Source organism: Chryseobacterium sp. 14P4.3.2, assembly GCF_057799275.1.
In genome coordinates this window covers 596,786-615,986 of record NZ_JBYOKO010000001.1, presented here as the reverse complement: position 1 = coordinate 615,986, position 19,201 = coordinate 596,786, and the positions used below count along the sequence as shown (strand labels likewise).

Genomic DNA, 19,201 nt, shown 5'->3' with positions numbered 1-19,201 from the left:
ATAAAAGTTTAATCTTGTTAATAAAAGCTTTGCCCCTTTTTTGGCAGAGCTTTTTTCATTTCCCGGCTCAAATAAGCGATAAAACAAAAGCTCCACTGAGAGATCAGAGAGCCTTTGTTGAATATAATTTAGTATGTGTTTATTATTTGTCTAACTTCATTTAGCAGCCTTTCCGGATTCTTTTATCATTTTATCTTTTAAAATTTCATTCTCTGAATCCTTACAGCATTTAAAATGGCCAGCAATGCAACTCCTACATCAGCAAATACGGCTTCCCACATGGTTGCCAAACCTCCGGCTCCCAGGATTAGGACTACCGCTTTTACGGCAAATGCTAAAATGATATTCTGCCAGACGATTTTCTTTGTTTGCTTTCCGATGTTGATTGCCATTGGAATTTTACTTGGTTTATCATCCTGAATCACTACGTCTGCAGTTTCAATGGTAGCATCACTTCCCAAGCCTCCCATTGCAATTCCTACATCACTTAAAGCAACTACCGGTGCATCATTCACCCCATCTCCTACAAAAGCTACGGTTTGATTTCCCGCTTTGATTTCCTTTACCTTATTTACTTTATCTTCCGGCAGCAAATCTCCGAATGCGCTATCAATACCCAGCTGATCTGCTACATACTTCACCACCGTACTTTTATCACCACTCAGCATAGTGGCTTTTACATTCATTTTATGAAGTTTGTCAACCGTTTCCTTGGCATCTGCTTTTATACTGTCTGCAATAGTGATATATCCGGCAAACCTGTTATCAAATGCCACAGCAATCAGCGTATACACAATATTAGCATGGTTAATATCATAACGGATATTGAACTTATCCATCAGTTTAAAGTTTCCAACCAGAAGTTCCTTTCCATCCACTGTTGCTCTCAACCCGTGTCCTGCAATCTCTTCTACATTTTCCAATGGAATAGAGTGATTGATATCTCCTACATAATTGTGAATGGCCGTAGCAACCGGGTGTGTACTTTTGCTTTCCAGAGCATTGACCATTTGGAGAATTTCGTCTTTATTAAATTCCGGGCTGAAGTCTACCTCCTGAACTTTAAACACTCCTTCTGTCATCGTTCCTGTTTTATCCATCACCACGTTCTGAATCTCTGCAATACTATCCAGGAAATTACTTCCTTTAAACAAAATCCCATTTCTGCTGGCAGCTCCAATCCCTCCGAAATATCCCAGCGGGATGGAAATTACCAATGCACAAGGACAGGAAATCACAAGGAAAATCAATGCTCTGTATAGCCAATCTCTGAACTGGTAATCATCGACAAAAAAATAAGGCAGCAGACAGATTCCTATGGCTAAAAACACGACGATAGGGGTATAGACTTTGGCAAATTTTCTGATGAACAATTCTGTTGGGGCTTTTTGAGCCGTTGCATTCTGAACCATCTCCAGTATCTTACTCAGCTTACTGTCTTCATAAGCGGTACTTACTTTTACCAGAGCAATATTGTTCATATTGATCATCCCTGCCAATACCACTTCTCCTTTATTCTTGGTATCCGGTTTACTTTCTCCGGTAAGTGCTGCGGTATTGAATGAAGCTTTATCAGACAGAAGTTCTCCGTCCAATGCAAGCTTTTCACCGGGTTTCAACTGAATAATATCTCCAATTTTCGCTTCTTTTGCCTTGATCGTCCGCGGTTGATTATTTTCCATAATCGTCACCTCATCCGGGCGCTGATCAAGCAAAGCTTTTATATTTCCTTTTGCTCTGGTCACTGCCATAGACTGAAATACCTCTCCTACAGCGTAAAAGAGCATTACGGCTACTCCTTCAGGATATTCTCCGATAGCAAAAGCACCAATAGTGGCTATGCTCATCAAAAAGAATTCTGAAAACACACCTCCCTTAAGGATACTTTTATAAGCATCTTTTAATACAGGCAATCCTACAGGAATGTAAGCCGCCAGGAACCAGACTAAACGTACCCAGCCTGTAAACCATGTTGGTTTTATATAGTTGTCAAAAGCAATACCTAATAATAAAATTACAAAAGATATAATAGCCGGAAGAAACATCTGAAAGACTGTCTGATCACCGGTATCATGAGAGTGGTCATGTCCGTCATGATCATGTCCGTCTACTTCCGAATGATTATGTTGATGTCCTTTTGTATTTGGTTTTTCCGGAGTTGTACTGCAGCATTTTTCCATAACTGATATTTTTATACAAATTTAGGGTTGGAACTGATGCAATGCTATTGCAAACTTTCAAGACAGTTTTCGCAAATTCCTTTAGCAAAGAGCCTTATTTCATCAATTCTGAAATTGGTCTGTATGTTTTCCGGGAAGGAAATATCTTCTTTGCAAGTGGTTTGTTTGCATATTTTACAATAGAAATGCAAATGCCAGTCTTTGTGAGTTTTTTCATCGCAGTCGTCATCGCATAATTTGTATTTTGTTGTGGTATTCTCCTGAATACTGTGTACGATTCCTTTTTCTTCAAAGGTTTTCAGGGTTCTGTAGATTGTAATTCTGTCAGCATTATCAAAGTAGTTTTCTATTTCAGACAGAGATAATGCAGCCTCCTGAGAGCTTAAAAAATCATATACCAGAATTCTCATACTGGTAGGTTTTGTATTTTTATCGATGAGCTTGTTTTCTATATCTTTTTTCATTGTTAATTTTTAAAATTTTACAGATGTACTTCATTTTCTTCGTATCCCTCTTCTTCTATCTGAAAAGTAGTATGGCTTATTTTAAAATTATTGACGGTCGATTCCGTTAATGTTTTTAACAGCTGATTCTGAGGAATACCAGCTTCTTTTACAATATGGGCACTCATGGCATTTACACTTGAAGTAAGAGACCATACATGCAGATCATGAACATTTTTTACCCCTGAGGTTTTCTCCAATGATTTCCGCAGTTCATAAATATCCACATCTTTAGGGGTTCCTTCCAGCAAAACATTGATAGCTTCTTTCAAGAGCTTCCATGTTCTTGGGAAAATCAAAAGTCCGATGGCTGCTGAAATCAACGGGTCTGCATAATACCATCCTGTTGTGAGCATAATAACTCCGGCAATCATTACTCCAACTGAAGTAAGCATATCTGAAAGAACTTCAAAGTAAGCTCCTTTCATATTTAGACTTCCTTCTGAATCTTTTCTGAGAATCATCATTCCGGCTATATTCACCAATAATCCAATTCCTGCTACAATCAGCATTGCCTTGCTTTGTACTTCCGGCGGATTTTGAAAACGCTGATACGCTTCAAACAATACATACAATGAAATGCCGAGTAAAACGACTGCATTAATTACGGCAGCTAATATTTCAGTACGGTAATAACCGTATGTTCTTGAAGGATCTGCTTTTCTTTCTCCTATCTTGATGGCTATAAATGCTAACAATAATCCTACGACATCGGTCAGCATATGAGCGGCATCTGCCAATAATGCAAGACTGTTGGTCATAATGCCTCCTATCACCTCAGCAATGAGATAGGTACCGCTAAGACACAGTACAATAAGGAGACTTTTTTTATGCCTGCTTGCTGCAGAGGGTGTTTGTGTGTTTTCCATATTCTATCTATGGTTTAATTAAATTTCATAATAGGATGTATTTTCTTTTTTCAATGGAACATTCTGATCGCCTATCATTTGTCTGATATTGATCTCAATAGTTTGTGCCAGAGAAGTCATGGGGGTATCTACAGGCCCGTTTTCAAAAGGATCCTGCATGATGATGGATGTTTTTTCAATAGCAACAAACGCCACCGGAATCAGAAAAGTAATCATAATTTCTACCGCCAGCAGAGAATCATCAAGTCCAAACGGAAGGATGGCTGCAAATACATAGATCAAAATATGTACTAAGACACTGTAAGAACGGGGGAAAACTGTATTCTTCAGTCTTTCGCATTTTCCCATGCTGTCGCACAGCCTTGTGATGATATCATTCAGCTGCATTTGCTGAAAATCTGTAAGTTCTTTTGAAGCCGTAATCTCCCTTATCTGCCTGGAATGCTCATCCAGAAGTGCATTGGGGATATTAACAGCACTGACATTGTGCTGATCCAGGTATTGCTTTATTTTTGTAGAAAATGGAAGTTTTCTCAAAGATTCTCCAAGGGCATACGTCCATATAATCTGACGTTCAGCAAAATCTTTTATTGTTTGATTTTTTCCCTCCGGCATAAACTGAATGATCAGCCTTACCAAAGTCCGGGAATCATTCACAATAGCTCCCCACACTGTTCTGGCTTCCCACCACCTTTCATAGGACTGGGAAGTTCTGAAAGCTAACAGTAGTGATACTGCCGTTCCCAGCAGCGCAGGAATATTCAAAGGAAGTGAGATCTTCTGAAACCACGGCAACATATCCAAAAGACCAATCGCCACAGCAAAGATTGCGATGAACAGAATTTGGGATTTTATTTCACGGATGAAATACCAGACTGATATTTTTTTGTTTAATAACATAACAAAGTCATTTATTACAATTGGGTGAGATGATCTTTATCCTTTTTCAAATCCTTTTACATTCAATAAAAATAATTACGTAAACAGTTCTAATTTAAGGATAAATATCGATATTCCGCTGATTCCGGTGGCTTTAATTAATGTTCATGTTCTCCAGAATTAACCAATTTAGCGTTCACAAAAAAGGCTCCTTTTACTACAATTTTTGCATTTTCGGGAATATTTCCTACCGGTGTTATCGCAGTATATCCCATATCAGATGTACCTTTTACCACTTCTATTTTTTCAAAGTTTAGGGTTTTCGGATGAGGTTTTCCTTTTTCGTCATGTTCTTCTTCCTGTTTTTTGGCGGTCTGGATAAAAACATAATATTTTCCGTCTGCTTCTACAATAGCTTCCGTAGGAACTGCGGGAGTTGTACTTTTATCAAGGCTTACAATTCCGGTGATATTCATTCCATCTATAAGGCCTGATTTATTTCCAATCACTTCGCAATGCATAGAGATGGTTTTACTTTCGTTTTCAAAAGAAGATCCTATGCTGTAAATTCTTGCATCATATTCCGTTTCCGGATTGTTGGTCAGCTTAAAGTGAACAATCTGCCCGACTCTCATTTTCGGAAGGTCTTTTTCAAACACCTGAAGATCCAGGTGAATAGATCCGTTATCAATCACTGTAGCTACCGGCGCAGAAATATCCACATAGCTTCCTATCTGCGCTGCAATACTGCTGATTGTTCCGCTGATTGGTGATGTGATAACCAATCCGGATTTCATATTTCCATTACTTATTTTTGCCGGGCTTATTCCCATCATCTGAAGCTGTTTTAAAAGTGAGGCTTTTTTTGTTCTCAGGGTCTTCAGCTCTGCATTGGCACTTTGCAGATTTTTCTTAGCTCCTGCATCGTTATCAAAAAGTTCTCTCTGTCTTCTGTATTCCTGTTCTGCGTAGGTTATTCTGCTGTTGGTAGTCAGATAATCCTCCTGAAGCTGGATGTATTCCGGGTTGGCAATAGTGGCAATCACCTGTCCTTTTTTCACAATACTTCCTACCTGAACATTTAAGGTTTTGATGATTCCCCCATAAAGGGAAGTGATGGTCGCTTTATTACTGTTGGGTACACTCAGCAGACCATTGGCTTTTATAGTGGAGGTCAACTCCTTCATTTCTACGGTTCCCAAAGCTACTCCTACAGACTTCATCTGGTCTTCTGTGAGAGAAGCAATAGTTGCCGGAGTTTCTTCATGGGCAGCTTCTTTCTGCTCTGTTTTTTCAGGGGCTTTTTCTTCAGAAGCTTCCTTTTTCCCACAGCTTATTATGAATAGAGAGATCAGGGCAAGAGTAAGGATATTATATTTGAGTTTCATAAGCAAGTATATATTTTTTCTAATACTGTACGTCATCGCTTTGATGGGCTTGTCCGAAAATTGTGTGACCAGCGATTTCATATTATTTATTAATGATTGAATTAATGGTAACTACAGATTGATTTACCTGTTGAATAGATTCCAGATATTTTAATTGGATATTGGTAGCAGTCTGTAAAGCAAAAAGATATTCCACGTAGGAGATTTCTCCAGTTTTATATCCTAATTGAGCTGCTTTAACAATTTTTTCTGCATTTGGCAGTGCCTGACTGTTGTAATATTCATATTGCTGGGTATCCTGCTGATATTGGCTGAAAGCATTTTCCAGCTGTGCAGAAAGATGTTTCTTTTGCATTATCGCATTGGTTTCAGCCACCTGTTTTTCATATTCCAGCGACTGAATCCTCGCTTTTGTAGCTCCAAAGGTTAAAGGAATTGCAACTCCTACGGTGGCAGACTGAAATCGTTTTCCGGAATTGTAAAAATTTTCCTGCCCGTTAACGGTATGAAGCCCTATCAGGGATTGATTGGTATATCCCAGGTTAAAGTCTGGCATTCCCAGGGATTTTTCAACTTTTTTATTTTTTTCCGCAATTTCCATTTCCTGGTAAAAAGCCCTTACAGAAGGGTTATTCGCGACTATGGAACTATCCAGTACATTTTCTGCTTTTAAAGGGGCATAATCTTTTTTAAAGGGCACTTCAAGATTATCCGTGGTATTCAGAAGTGTTTTTAAACTCTTGTAGGCATTATTCAGATATACTTCATTTTGCCTAAGGAGCAGATCAATCTCTCCTTTTTGGGTTTCTGCCGTATTGATTTCAATTTTTTTGATATCACCGGCTTTAAATCTCACTGTTGCAATCCGGATAAAGTCTTCATAATATCCGGCCAGACTTGTCAGCTGTGCTTTATTATACTGCAGGTATTCTATCTGATAATAATAGGTACGGACCTGTTTTATCAATTCATTGGCTGTAACCTCTTTATCAATCTGCTTACTCTTGATATTTTCACTGATCAATTCTTTCCTTGCCTTAAAAAGGGTTGGAAAAGGAATGCTTTGAGAGATTGCAAAAGACTGATCAAATTTCGGACTGTTATACTGCCCGAGCTGTGCTTCAACGCTTAGCTTGGGAAGTTCTTTAGCTGTAGCACGCAAAGCTTCAGCGGATTTTATGCTTAAATCCTTTGACTGCAAGGTTAGATTATTGTTTACCGCCATTTCTACTGCTTCTTCCGCAGAAATAGATCTGGACTGCGCTTTAAAAGTCTGCCCCAGCATCATAAATCCTAAAATGAGAACAATAGTAAATGTTCCTGTCTTATTATTTTTTCTTTTCAGAATCTTTGTGTTAAAAATGATATACAGCATTGGCAAAACGAATAAAGTAAGGAATGTTGCCGTTATCAGACCTCCGATAACTACCGTTGCCAAGGGTTTCTGAACTTCTGCCCCTGCTCCTGTGGAAATAGCCATTGGTAAAAATCCTAACGAGGCAACTGTTGCGGTCATCAGAACTGGTCTTAATCTTGTTTTCGTTCCTTCAAATACCCTTTTCAGAATACCCTCTTCTCCTTCTTTCTCCAATTGGTTGAAAGTTCCTATCAAAACAATTCCATTAAGTACCGCGACTCCAAAAAGGGCTATAAATCCGATTCCGGCACTGATGCTGAATGGCATATCTTTCACCAAAAGAGCGAACACACCTCCGATAGCACTCATAGGAATGGCCGTAAAGATCAAAGCAGCCTGCTTGAATGACCGGAAGGTAAAATACAGCAGCATAAAAATCAGAAGTAGTGATACCGGAACAGCAATCATCAACCTTTTACTAGCTTCCTGAAGGTTTTCAAACTGCCCTCCGTAAGTAAAGTAATAGCCGGATGGTAATTTCACTTTATTTAGTTTTGTCTGAATATCTTTTACAACGCTTTCCACATCACGTCCTTTTACATTGAAGCCAATCACAATTCTACGTTTACCCTGTTCACGGCTTATTTGTGCAGGCCCCAGTTTATAACCTATATTCGCCACCTGTGACAAAGGAATTTGTGCTCCCGTACCGGAAGTAATCATTAGGTTGTTAACATCTGAGATATCAGTTCTGTGAAGACTGTCTAAACGGACTACCAGATCAAAACGTCTTTCATTTTCGAAAACCTGCCCTGCCGCTTTTCCTGCAAAGGCAGTACTTACAGCATTGTTCACATCTTCAATATTTAATCCATAATTGGCAATTCTTGTTCTGTCATACTGCACATTGATCTCCGGAAGTCCGCTTACCCTTTCAATCTGAGGAGCTGTGGCTCCGTCAACAGTCTGAATAATTTTTCCAACTTTATCAGCATATACTGCCAGTGAGTCAAGGTTTTCTCCAAAGATTTTCACGGCAACATCCTGTCTGATCCCTGTCATCAGCTCATTGAAACGCATCTGAATAGGCTGGTTTTTCTCAAAGAACACCCCAGGAATTGTTTCCAGCTTTTCACTGATTTCATCTCCAAGGTCGTTATAGGATTTCTTGGTTTTCCATTCGCTTTGGGGCTTCAGCACCACAATCATATCGGTTGCTTCAGGAGGCATAGGATCTGTAGGAACTTCTGCTGATCCTGTTTTCCCCACCACCATCTTTACTTCATCAAACTGTTTTATAATTCTTGATGCCTGCATTGAGGTCTCTATACTCTGGCTGAGTGAACTTCCCTGTGGCAAAATACAGTGGAAAGCAAAGTCTCCTTCCTGCAATTGCGGAATAAATTCACCACCCATATTTTTGAATATAAAAGCGGAAATAAGAAAGACCACCGCTGTTGCAGAGACCACAATATATTTTACTTTGATTGCTTTCTGCAATAAGGGTTGATAGATCTTCTGAAGACGGTTCATCATCCTATCTGAAAAATTTTCTCTGTGAGAGATCTTCTTGGATAAAAATAAAGCGCTCATCATTGGAATATAGGTCAGAGAGAGAATCAAAGCTCCCAGAATTGCAAATCCTACCGTTTTGGCCATCGGGGTAAACATTTTCCCCTCCACTCCAGCCAATGTAAGAATTGGAATATATACAATAAGGATAATAATCTCTCCGAAAGCAGCACTGCTCCTGATTTTGGATGCAGAAAGAAATACTTCTTCATCCATTTCAGACTGTGTCAACGCCCGGACAGATTTCCTTACCCCCAAATGATGCAGTGTGGCTTCTACAATAATTACGGCTCCATCTACTATTAACCCGAAATCTATTGCACCAAGGCTCATCAGGTTGGCACTTACCCCAAAAACATTCATCATTCCCAACGCAAACAGCAAGGAAAGCGGAATTGCTGAAGCTACAATAAGGCCCGCTCTCAGGTTTCCGAGGAAGATAACAAGAACGAAAATAACGATCAAAGCTCCTTCAATAAGATTTTTTTGAACCGTATTGATCGCCCGGTCCACTAAATCTGTCCTGTCAAGAAAAGGTTCTATTACCACATCGTCAGGAAGAGATTTCTGGATGGTTGGAATCTTTGCTTTGATATTGTTAACTACTTCATTACTATTGGCCCCTTTCAGCATCATAACAACTCCACCTACAGCATCTACTTTCCCGTCATAAGTCAGCGCCCCATAGCGAACGGCACTTCCTAAACGGACATCTGCCACATCTTTTATGAAAATCGGAACGCTTCCTGTTTCATTTTTAACAGCTATATTTTTAATATCCTCCAGAGAAGTTACTAATCCGATTCCGCGGATAAAATAAGCGTTCGGCTTTTTATCAATATAAGCTCCTCCGGTATTCTGATTATTTTTTTCAAGGGCGGTAAATATTTCGGTAATACTGGTTCCCATGGCCTTCAAACGGTTGGGGTCAATAGCTACCTCATATTGTTTTAACTCTCCACCAAAACTGTTAATTTCAGCAACTCCCGGAGTTCCGTTCAACTGTCTACGCACGATCCAGTCCTGCATGGTACGAAGTTCCTTGGCATTGTATTTCTTTTCGCTTCCTTTTTTAGGGTGAAGAATATACTGATACACTTCTCCAAGTCCTGTACTTACAGGAGCTAGCTCCGGAGTTCCTACTCCTTTTGGAATTTCTTCCACAGCATTTTTCAGTTGTTCATTAATGAGCTGTCTCGCAAAGTAGACATCAACATTTTCCTTGAACACCACTGTAATCACAGAAAGTCCGAATCTTGAAATACTTCTTGTTTCCTGAATGTCTGGAACATTAGCAATACTCTGTTCAATGGGAAAGGTAACCAGCTGCTCCACTTCCTGTCCCGCCAATGTAGGACATACGGTGATGATCTGTACCTGGTTGTTGGTGATATCCGGTACCGCATCTATAGGCAGCTTTGTAGCACTCCAGGTTCCCCAGATGACCAGTAATAAAGTCATGATACCAATAACCGCTTTATTTCTGATACTGAATTTTATGATTTTATCTAACACGATTTTTATTTAATTTTATTGAAAAATAGGCGCACAGCACAAAATGCTGCAGCAAAAATATCCTGAAAACCTCTGCAATAGTATTGCAAAGTTTCAAGCACCGTTTAGAAAGCTAACTTTCTAAGAATCAATAAAAATTAAATTTTAGGAGGCTGCCAGATGGGATCGTAAATCTGGTAAGCGAAATCGTTTTTCTGGAATAGAATTTTTTTTGAGAAATAAACCGGAATCTGCTCAGGAATCTCCAACAAGGGATCCATTTTGAACGCAGAAACTGTCATCTGACAGCAGCTGCAGGCACAAAGCGGAGAGCAGATGTCTCCTTTTTCTGTGGAATGATTCTCTTGAATGTTTAACGATATCTTTTGATTTCCTGAATTCAGTGGATGGAGCGCATCTTCACAGGGCATCAGTGATAACGCCATGAAATAAATTGCCAGTATCCATCTTAACAGGTTCATTGTGACAAAGGTAGAGATTTTTTCTAAAATGGGTAACAACTCATCTTATAAGTTGAAAAACTATAGCACGACTACCCATTTATCAAAAAATTTTCAAAAATATTTTCCCATTAAACAGATGATTCATCGTAAAAAAAAATACATTTTTTATTTTTATCATCACCCTATACTACAAACAACAAAACCAACTTAAAATCAATACATTAAATTAAAAATTAGATCAAAAAACATTACTTTTAATGCATAAACGATCTAGAATTCTTAAACAAAAACACAGATTATGAAAACACAATTATTTTCGATTGCACTATTAATGTCATCATTTACATTTGCACAAAATTGGAATATTACAGGAAATTCAGGAACCAATCCTTCCAATAATTTCATTGGGACTACAGATAACCAACCATTAGTCTTTAAAGCTAACAATAACCCATCACTTCGTATACTTCCAACAGGAGCCTTAAGGGTTGGACTCAATGATACGGATACTAATCCTTATACTACAATGAGAGTGTATAATAATGACAATCCTGTTCTTGAAATTGCCAATTCATTAGGAAGGTTTCAAATTGGGAAATCATCATGTAATGGCTGTTATGGTGGTGGTGTAGGGGATACTGTCTTAAGAAATCTTGACGTTTCTCATAATATTATTGTAGCTCAACCTAATGATGGCAATGATGGTTCTACCTATTTTGGTATTCAGGATGGCTATAACGGAACCTGGGTAAAGTTCTTCAATAATGCCATTGCCAGATTTGACGGTAAAATTAAGGCTAAAGAAGTTGAAGTCAAAGCTAATGTATGGGCTGATTATGTATTTAAAAAAGAGTATCACCTAAGATCATTAGAAGATGTTGAAAAACATATTCATGAAAAAGGACACTTGCCTAACATTCCCACTGCTCAGGAAGTACTTGAAAACGGAATTAATGTTGCTGAGATGAATTCCATGCTGCTTGAGAAGATTGAGGAGTTAACTCTTTATTCCATTGAGCAGAATAAGAAATTACAGCAACAATCTCAAAAGATTGAAATATTAGAAAAGCAATCCGAGGAACTTAGAGAGTTGAAACAGCAGGTTCAGCAACTATTATCAACACAAAAATAATCACAAATGAAAACAAAATTACTATCACTATCATCTCTGATGATAGGTTTCTTCGGATTTTCCCAAACAGAAGTCTACTTCAAATACGATGAAGCAGGAAATCAAAGATACAGGGGTACTAATATCGCTGGGAAAATAGCCCAAGAGCCTGCAAAAACAGAAGCTAAAACTGTTTCTATAACACAACCAGAATCTCAAATTATAGATGAAACTTCATTTTGGAAACAAATAAGGTTATATCCAGTTCCTGTAAATGATGTGTTAACTATTGACTGGAGCGAAGAAGTAGATGGGCTAATAGAATCCGTTTCATTATATCAGCACAGTACAGTTCACTGGAAATTCCACGAGCAGAATGCGCCTGATCTTAACAAGCAAGTCAAGGTTAACATGATAGGCTATGATTGGGGGGTATACGTTGTACAATTTACCCTAAAAGATGGCAGAATTTTTAGTAAAAATATCACCAAACGATAAGAATCATGAAACGTTACGATAAGAAAATACAACTATTTTCATCATTCATACTGTCTTTATTTTCAGTATTGGGATTTTCACAGACCATACTGTATCAGCCAGAAGGTGTGTCAAGAACGGTGCAAGATCCACAATCAGTGGTGTTAGCACAAGGATTCTATGCTTCTTCAAGCTCATCGAATCCCTTTGTAGCTAAGATCGGTACAGCTACTGATAATCCGGGAGGTGGACCTGCGGACTCCAATGCCGGATCAACCAACCCATCAGGAACGACAGCACCGGATGGAAAGAGTTTTCATGATACCAAGGGAAATATGGAAGTCAATGGAGCCGGACAATTGCAATTTACTTTACCCATTGCATTACCACCAGGGGTGAAAAGTGTAGCACCACAAGTTAATCTGGTTTATACCAGTGGCGCAGGGAATGGAATTGCTGGCTATGCCTGGAATTTATCTGGTGTTACAGCTATTTCAAGAATAGGAAAGACCATTGAAAAAGATGGAGAAGTTAAGGGAATACAACTGGATTATTCTGATTATTACAGCTTCAATGGTCAAAGATTAATTCTTAAATCCGGTGAATATGGAAAAGATGGAGCTGAATATATAACGGAGAAGTATTCCAATATTAAGATAAAATCTTTTGGTTCCATACCAGGACAAGCATGGAAAGGACCCGAATATTGGGAGGTTACTTTTGAAGACGGATCTCAGGCCTGGTATGGAGCTGGCAGCGCCACAGGCAATAATTTAGCAAGAACACCAATAGAGTATAATATTGTAAAATGGAAGGATAATAAGGGTAACTATATTACTTATAACTATACCCAAAGTAATAATACGGCTTCCATTAATACAATTCAATGGGGAGGCAATGAAGGACTTGGAAAGGCTCATTATAACCAGATCAACTTTTACTATTCTCCCAGAAATGTTCAGGAATCATCTTACGTCAGGGGAGTTCCTTTACTACAGGACAAAATTCTAAGCACTGTAGTGGTTAAGACAGGTAATGCAACGTTTAAAAACTATTCCATCAACTATTCAGTTGAAACGGTAAATAATGATTCCAATAAAAGGGTTAACTACCAGTTTGTAAAAAGTGTGATCGAAGGTAATAGTGTAGGAGATGCCGCCAATCCGGTTACCTTTACCACAAAGCCATTGACTACCAGCAGCAGTGAAAGTAATTTTGCAGATTACAACAATATTGTTACAACCGGAGATTATAACGGAGATGGATTGGTAGATTTTATCGTGATGCAGCCTGCGCAAAATGGCAGACCGGATGGATACTATATTTATTTTGATGCTATTAACAGCAGCAATCCTTCTTTTGTCTACTTAGGCTCTTCAAGTACTTTCTGGCCAAGTAGCAATTTTACTACATTTAATATAAAATCAGCGGATAACTATATTAAAACCAAGCAGGGACTTATTATCTCCAAGGCTAATTCAGAATATAACCCTCCCTCTACAGGAAACATAGAATTAAGATACTACTCCATTAAAAGCGATGCGTCCGTTTTAAATACGTATAACAACCCTTTAGTGTTGGAATATTCAAAAACAATACAGAGTTCCAGTTACATATTCAGTAGCTCGACATATCCTAATAGCGGAAGTGGTTCCAATGTCTCACGTCTTTCAAATCTGAAAGAAGTTGATATTGATTCTGATGGAATCTCTGAGCTGGTGATGGGTATACAAGATCAAAAATGTCGTTATGTAGTCATTGTTCCTGACCCGCCTAAAGGAAGATGGGATTGTAATACATTAGGATATAGGTATATGGTTGCAGACAATGATGATATACAAAACAATACCATTCATATTATACCCGATACAACCCCTAAAAATATCCTGAGCAAAGGGGGAATTATGGATTTTGACAATGATGGGAAGCAGGATATCGTTTTTGTAGACCCTACTGGTACCAATACAGATGTTACCTTTTTCACCAAAGAATATATGAATGAAAACGGTCCCTCTGTCAGCAGGACTTTTAGTACTCCATTGAACAGTGTTCATCAATATGAGCTCAAAAAACAAAATAATGCCTATATCTTAAATCTGAAAAATATCCATTCCGTAAAAGGACTTGTAGATGGACTTCAATTTGGAGATTTGAATGGTGACAGAAATATTGAAATACTTCTACCCTTACATGAAAATGCAACAAATGATATCTATACCACAGGATGGTCTATTTATTTAAATAATGGTATCTCGTTATCCGAAAGTCTTCAGGGGCTTATGTACTATAAGAAAGTATCTCAGAATCCAACAACACTTGTAAATTATTCCCAGGCCGGACTAATCGACTTGGACAATGACGGGAAAAGCGATATTGTAAACTCTACCGTAATATTTGCAGCTGCTAATAATCAGCAATCAACATGGTTTATTGATAATTATACGGAACCTTATTATAATCCGGCAAATACAGAATTTAAATGGCGTTTTACAAAAAAACAACTCTATTATTCTCAAAGAGCTAAAGTAATAGTAAGTCCTTTATTTGGAGATTTCAGAGTGAATAATAGCTCCTCTAAAGTACTGTTTTTATTAAAGGGTGTGAATAATAGTGAGAGAAAGCTCATCAGTTACCAGCATTATAATCTGAATGCTGATAAGAATATTTCAAGCATACTTCAGGCAGGTCTTCAGTATGATATCGATTATAAAGAGCTTGACCCTGCTGTTAATTCTAATATATATGCTCCGGTAAAAAAAGAGCAGTATCCCTATGTAGAAATGTACAGGCTATCCCAGATGTATGCGGTGACTCAAATCAGGATGTCCGGCAAAAAGCAGGATTTCAGATACAGAGGATATATAGCGAATTTACAAGGGAAGGGTATCATCGGATTTCGCCAAACTGCCCGCTCTTCCTGGTATGCTGATGGTTTTGAAAACACTAAAATATGGAGCGGAACAGAGGTAGATCCTTTCAACGAAGTCGTTCCGGTAAAAGAATGGTCAATCAGAACCAATAACGAAAATATGATCTTTCCTCAGGATATTTCTGAGAACAACTCCCAATTATTAAGCTTCAAATCAACACAATATCAAACCGATAAATTGTTGAACGGACAAGTAGTCACTTCGGTAGCTAATGCTGATAAACCTAAAATCGTAACTGCAATAGTACCAAAGAGTACCAAAACCAAAGACTTTTTAACGGGCAACATTACCGAAAGCAGCATTACCTATGGAGAATATTATCTTCCTGCCCAAAGTATTGTGAATATCAATAACGGCTATGGCATCACTACTTCCACCTTCGATTATACTCACAATCCCTCTGGAAACGGGGCAGAATATTATATCGGACGTCCTCAATCTAAAACAGATGTAGTGCAGGCCTATGGTGATACAAAATCTGCTAAGGAAGAATACACGTATGAAAACAACCTTCTGAAAGTCCTGAAAACCTGGAACAGGGACAATACAGGGTACTTACAGGAAACCTATATTTACGATGGCTTTGGAAATACTATTCAGAAAACTGTAAGTAATAGTGTTGATTCTGGGACTCAGACCACCAAAGCAGACTATGATCCTAAAGGAAGGTTTGTCATTAGAAAAACAGACAACTTAGGATTACAGACCGGTATTGTATACAACGATTGGGGGCAGATTCTGACCCAGGTCGATCCCTTAGGAAATATTCTCGCCAATACTTATGATAACTGGGGTAAATTATTAACTTCTAAAAGTAATATAGCAGGAACTACAACGTATCAGTACGAAAAAGATTATTTCTCTAATTTGATCATTACACAATACGATCCGGATGGGGATATTTCAAAGAAAACAACCAATACATTAGGACAGGAAATTACATCTTCAACCAAAGCTTTTGGTCAGGGGTATTTTGTTTTGAAAGCTTCCCAGTATGATATTTTAGGTAGAAAAATAAGAGAGTCTGAACCTTTTTTTGAAGGACAGGGTGTTAGCCAGTGGAATACCATTGCCTATGATGACAGCGTATTCCCTGCTAAAATAACCTCCACTTCCTTCACTGGAAAACAAGTGAAGACCAGCATTTCAGGACTAACAACAACGGCCCAAGAATCAAATCCTGCGGATTATGGAAGAATCACCACTAAAACAGCAGATGCTCTGGGAAACACTATCACCACTACTGACAAAGGTGGAACGATCACATTTTCTTACAATGCCGCAGGTGAACAGATCAAGGCTCAATATGCCGAAAATATTGTTACCACTAAATATGATTCGTGGGGAAGAAAATCAGAGTTTAATGATCCTTCCAATGGAATCTACAAATATGAATATGATGGATTTGGTCAACCCAAAAAGATTATAAGTCCTAAAGGAACGAAAGAATATACCTATAATAGTGTACAACAACTGATCACTCAAAAAGAACTTTCTACAACAGATGGCGGACAAGCAACCGATAAGACCATTTCTTATTCGTATGATGATAAAGGAAGATTGGTTGCAAAAGCCGGAACTTCCAAAGGTAAAGCCTATGGTTCCAATGTTTCTTATGACCCACAAGGAAGACTACTATCTTCTTCGGAAAATAGCAATGGTAAATATTTTATTCAAAAAGGAATTACTTATGATGATAAGGCAAGAATAATATCTTATGAAAAGCAATTGTATTCTTCTGGAACTTTGACTAAAGTGCAAATAGAAAATGTGTACAGTGCATGGAATGGAGAGCTTACCCAAGTAAAAGATAAAACTTCAGGTAAGATCCTGTGGGAACTTCAGGAAACCAATGCTAAAGGTCAGGCTTTAAAAGCAAAACTAGGAGCAGCAGATATTAATAATAAATATGATGAGAATGGTTTCTTAACTCATGTGAAGCATTTTTCTCCTATACAGAACATTCTAAGCCTTGAATATACTTTCAATGCAATTAAAAATGAACTCAATCTTAGAAAGACTTTAGGAGACTTCAATATTATCGAATCATTTAATTATGAAAATAATGATAACAGATTAGTAAGCTGGACTAATCCTAGAACAGGGCAGACTTCACAAAACACCTATGATGTTAAAGGAAGAATTATAAAAAACGATCAGGTGGGAACGATTAAGTTTGAAAATTCCGCAAAGATCTACCAGCCTACAGGTATGACATTAAATGCTACTGGAGAGCAAAATTATAACAATGATCTCATCCAAAGCATTGTTTACAATGAAAACAATGATCCTGTATTCATTGATGGAATGAAAGGTGATGTTGCTTTCCAGTATGGCTTAAACTCAATGCGTCAAAGAGTTACCTATGGAGGCAACTTTAGTACCGATGGGGAAGGTAAATTCACCAAATATTATAGTGAGGATGGGAGCTTTGAAATAGTAAAAGATAATACAACCGGAAAGGAAAAGCACATTCTTTATATTGGAGGTAATCCTTATGAAAGTAATATTGTATATTTAAAAAATTATACAGAAAGCAGCGGTTCTTACAAATTCCTGCATAAAGATTATATTGGAAGCATCTTAGCGATCAGTGATGAAGCAGGAAATAAGCTGGAGCAGAGACATTTTGATGCCTGGGGCAATTTTACCCATCTTCAGATAGGAAGCGGGGCTATTATCACCGATAAAAATATAATTGACAATACATCGTTATTATTAGAAAGAGGCTATACCAGCCATGAGCATTTTGCAGAAGTAGGCATCATCCATATGAATGGAAGGTTATATGACCCACTATTGAGAAGGTTCTTAAATGCAGATGAAAACATACAGGATCCTTACAATACCCAAAACTATAATAAGTATGGGTATGTGATGAATAATCCACTGATGTATAATGATCCCAATGGAGAGTTTGTATTTGCCATTTTTGCTGCGCTGCCTGTTTTTTGGGGAACTGTAGCTACTGCAGCAGTTATAGGGGCTGCTATTGGAGCAGTTTCTTATATAATGAGTGCGTCTTTCTCCAGTAACTGGAGTTGGGGAGGCTTCCTGAAGTCTATTACCTTTGGGGCAATAAGCGGGGCGGTGACCGCGGGAATAGGAAGTGTATTTGTAAGTTCTGCCGGAACTGCAACCCAGCTTGCAACAGAACTTGGGAAATTAGGGACGGTATTTGTACAAAGTGCTGCACATGCTTTAGCGCAGGGAACATTATCTTTAATGCAGGGTAATAATTTTGGGCAGGCTTTTATTGCAGGAGCTTTGGGTAGCTTAGGAGCCAGTGCATTCGGAGCTATTGCTAAAGGGGCTGCCAGTTCTGCCATAGGACAAATTACTTTTGGAGCTCTGGCAGGAGGTGCAGGCTCTGCCCTTTCAGGAGGAAACTTCTGGGAGGGTGCTTTGATTGGGGGTACAGTTGCTGGTTTGAATCATGCATTGCACTCAGGAGACATGCAGCCTGATCAGGAAGATCCTAAGCAAAAAACACCAGGAAATAAATATGGTACTTTAGAAGAATACCGAGCTTGGAGAGATTATCCAGGTTATCACGCAGGTGAAACCAAGATGGACAGGATTTTCAGGATGATGAACTCTTCCCATATTGAAATAATGGCGGATGAAGGAGCTGGAGGTGGTATGATGTATGGTGGGTTTGGAAGAGGAGTAAATACAGCAAAGAACATAGGAGCTGATGCAAATAGATTAAATCACATATTTGGAAAATCAGAACATGCCTTAGATGGATTAGTTTCAAAGTATGGAAGCCAAGCAAAAGCTTTTAAGGCTGTTCAGAATGCGGCAAATAAAGCATTTAGTGCAGGTAGACTTACACCTAATTCAAACGGGGTTTTACCTAAAGGAAATGCAGGAAATATCATAAATGTAGGCGGGACACCGGTTCGGTTAATTGGTGGTCGAATTCAAGATGGGAAAGTAATAATATCTTCTTTTAGTAGAAAAGGTCTTTAGGA

The 19,201-nt window shown here is 38.4% G+C and carries 10 protein-coding genes; 3 read left to right on the top strand and 7 right to left on the bottom strand.

Annotated features, from left to right (window positions below; all coding sequences use genetic code 11):
* Nucleotides 1–197: 197 nt before the first annotated feature.
* From AC27VX_RS02765 to AC27VX_RS02735, 7 genes are all read right to left on the bottom strand, one after another.
* Nucleotides 198–2,180 carry a heavy metal translocating P-type ATPase gene (locus tag AC27VX_RS02765; RefSeq protein WP_488693740.1) on the bottom strand — a complete coding sequence of 661 codons (1,983 nt, stop codon included), beginning with the start codon at nucleotides 2,178–2,180 and terminating at the stop codon, nucleotides 198–200.
* A gap of 44 nt (nucleotides 2,181–2,224) precedes the next feature.
* Complete coding sequence (locus AC27VX_RS02760) at nucleotides 2,225–2,644, bottom strand: Fur family transcriptional regulator (protein ID WP_236857079.1); 420 nt, start codon at nucleotides 2,642–2,644, stop codon at nucleotides 2,225–2,227.
* Nucleotides 2,645–2,661: 17 nt separating this feature from the next.
* Nucleotides 2,662–3,552, bottom strand: coding sequence for a cation diffusion facilitator family transporter (locus AC27VX_RS02755; protein WP_488693739.1), 891 nt, complete (start codon nucleotides 3,550–3,552; stop codon nucleotides 2,662–2,664).
* Nucleotides 3,553–3,570: 18 nt separating this feature from the next.
* Nucleotides 3,571–4,452 (bottom strand): bestrophin family protein, encoded by an 882-nt coding sequence (locus AC27VX_RS02750; RefSeq protein WP_300686627.1) that lies wholly within the window; start codon nucleotides 4,450–4,452, stop codon nucleotides 3,571–3,573.
* 137 nt (nucleotides 4,453–4,589) lie between these two features.
* On the bottom strand, nucleotides 4,590–5,819 hold the full coding sequence (locus tag AC27VX_RS02745) for an efflux RND transporter periplasmic adaptor subunit (RefSeq protein WP_488693738.1): 1,230 nt from the start codon (nucleotides 5,817–5,819) through the stop codon (nucleotides 4,590–4,592).
* 82 nt (nucleotides 5,820–5,901) lie between these two features.
* The gene (locus AC27VX_RS02740) at nucleotides 5,902–10,263 is read right to left on the bottom strand and encodes a CusA/CzcA family heavy metal efflux RND transporter (protein WP_488693737.1); all 4,362 of its coding nucleotides are present in this window, start codon (nucleotides 10,261–10,263) and stop codon (nucleotides 5,902–5,904) included.
* Between the two features lie 137 nt (nucleotides 10,264–10,400).
* Nucleotides 10,401–10,724: a DUF6660 family protein gene (locus AC27VX_RS02735; protein ID WP_300686633.1), complete on the bottom strand. Its 324-nt coding sequence runs from the start codon at nucleotides 10,722–10,724 to the stop codon at nucleotides 10,401–10,403.
* A 280-nt stretch (nucleotides 10,725–11,004) separates the two neighbouring features.
* Between AC27VX_RS02735 and AC27VX_RS02730 the strand changes: the two genes are divergently transcribed.
* The 3 genes from AC27VX_RS02730 to AC27VX_RS02720 are packed head-to-tail and all read left to right on the top strand — an operon-like array spanning nucleotide 11,005 to nucleotide 19,199.
* Complete coding sequence (locus tag AC27VX_RS02730) at nucleotides 11,005–11,838, top strand: cell wall anchor protein (protein WP_488693736.1); 834 nt, start codon at nucleotides 11,005–11,007, stop codon at nucleotides 11,836–11,838.
* Nucleotides 11,839–11,844: 6 nt separating this feature from the next.
* On the top strand, nucleotides 11,845–12,315 hold the full coding sequence (locus AC27VX_RS02725) for a T9SS type A sorting domain-containing protein (protein ID WP_488693735.1): 471 nt from the start codon (nucleotides 11,845–11,847) through the stop codon (nucleotides 12,313–12,315).
* Between the two features lie 5 nt (nucleotides 12,316–12,320).
* On the top strand, nucleotides 12,321–19,199 hold the full coding sequence (locus tag AC27VX_RS02720; protein WP_488693733.1) for an RHS repeat-associated core domain-containing protein: 6,879 nt from the start codon (nucleotides 12,321–12,323) through the stop codon (nucleotides 19,197–19,199).
* The last annotated feature ends 2 nt before the right edge of the window (nucleotides 19,200–19,201 follow it).

Excerpts from the sequence above, each read along its gene's own strand:
- AC27VX_RS02765 (WP_488693740.1), bottom strand. The coding sequence starts at position 2,180 with ATGGAAAAATGCTGCAGTACAACTCCGGAAAAACCAAATACAAAAGGA.
- AC27VX_RS02760 (WP_236857079.1), bottom strand. The coding sequence starts at position 2,644 with ATGAAAAAAGATATAGAAAACAAGCTCATCGATAAAAATACAAAACCT.
- AC27VX_RS02755 (WP_488693739.1), bottom strand. The coding sequence starts at position 3,552 with ATGGAAAACACACAAACACCCTCTGCAGCAAGCAGGCATAAAAAAAGT.
- AC27VX_RS02750 (WP_300686627.1), bottom strand. The coding sequence starts at position 4,452 with ATGTTATTAAACAAAAAAATATCAGTCTGGTATTTCATCCGTGAAATA.
- AC27VX_RS02745 (WP_488693738.1), bottom strand. The coding sequence starts at position 5,819 with ATGAAACTCAAATATAATATCCTTACTCTTGCCCTGATCTCTCTATTC.
- AC27VX_RS02735 (WP_300686633.1), bottom strand. The coding sequence starts at position 10,724 with ATGAACCTGTTAAGATGGATACTGGCAATTTATTTCATGGCGTTATCA.
- AC27VX_RS02730 (WP_488693736.1), top strand. The coding sequence starts at position 11,005 with ATGAAAACACAATTATTTTCGATTGCACTATTAATGTCATCATTTACA.
- AC27VX_RS02725 (WP_488693735.1), top strand. The coding sequence starts at position 11,845 with ATGAAAACAAAATTACTATCACTATCATCTCTGATGATAGGTTTCTTC.
- AC27VX_RS02720 (WP_488693733.1), top strand. The coding sequence starts at position 12,321 with ATGAAACGTTACGATAAGAAAATACAACTATTTTCATCATTCATACTG.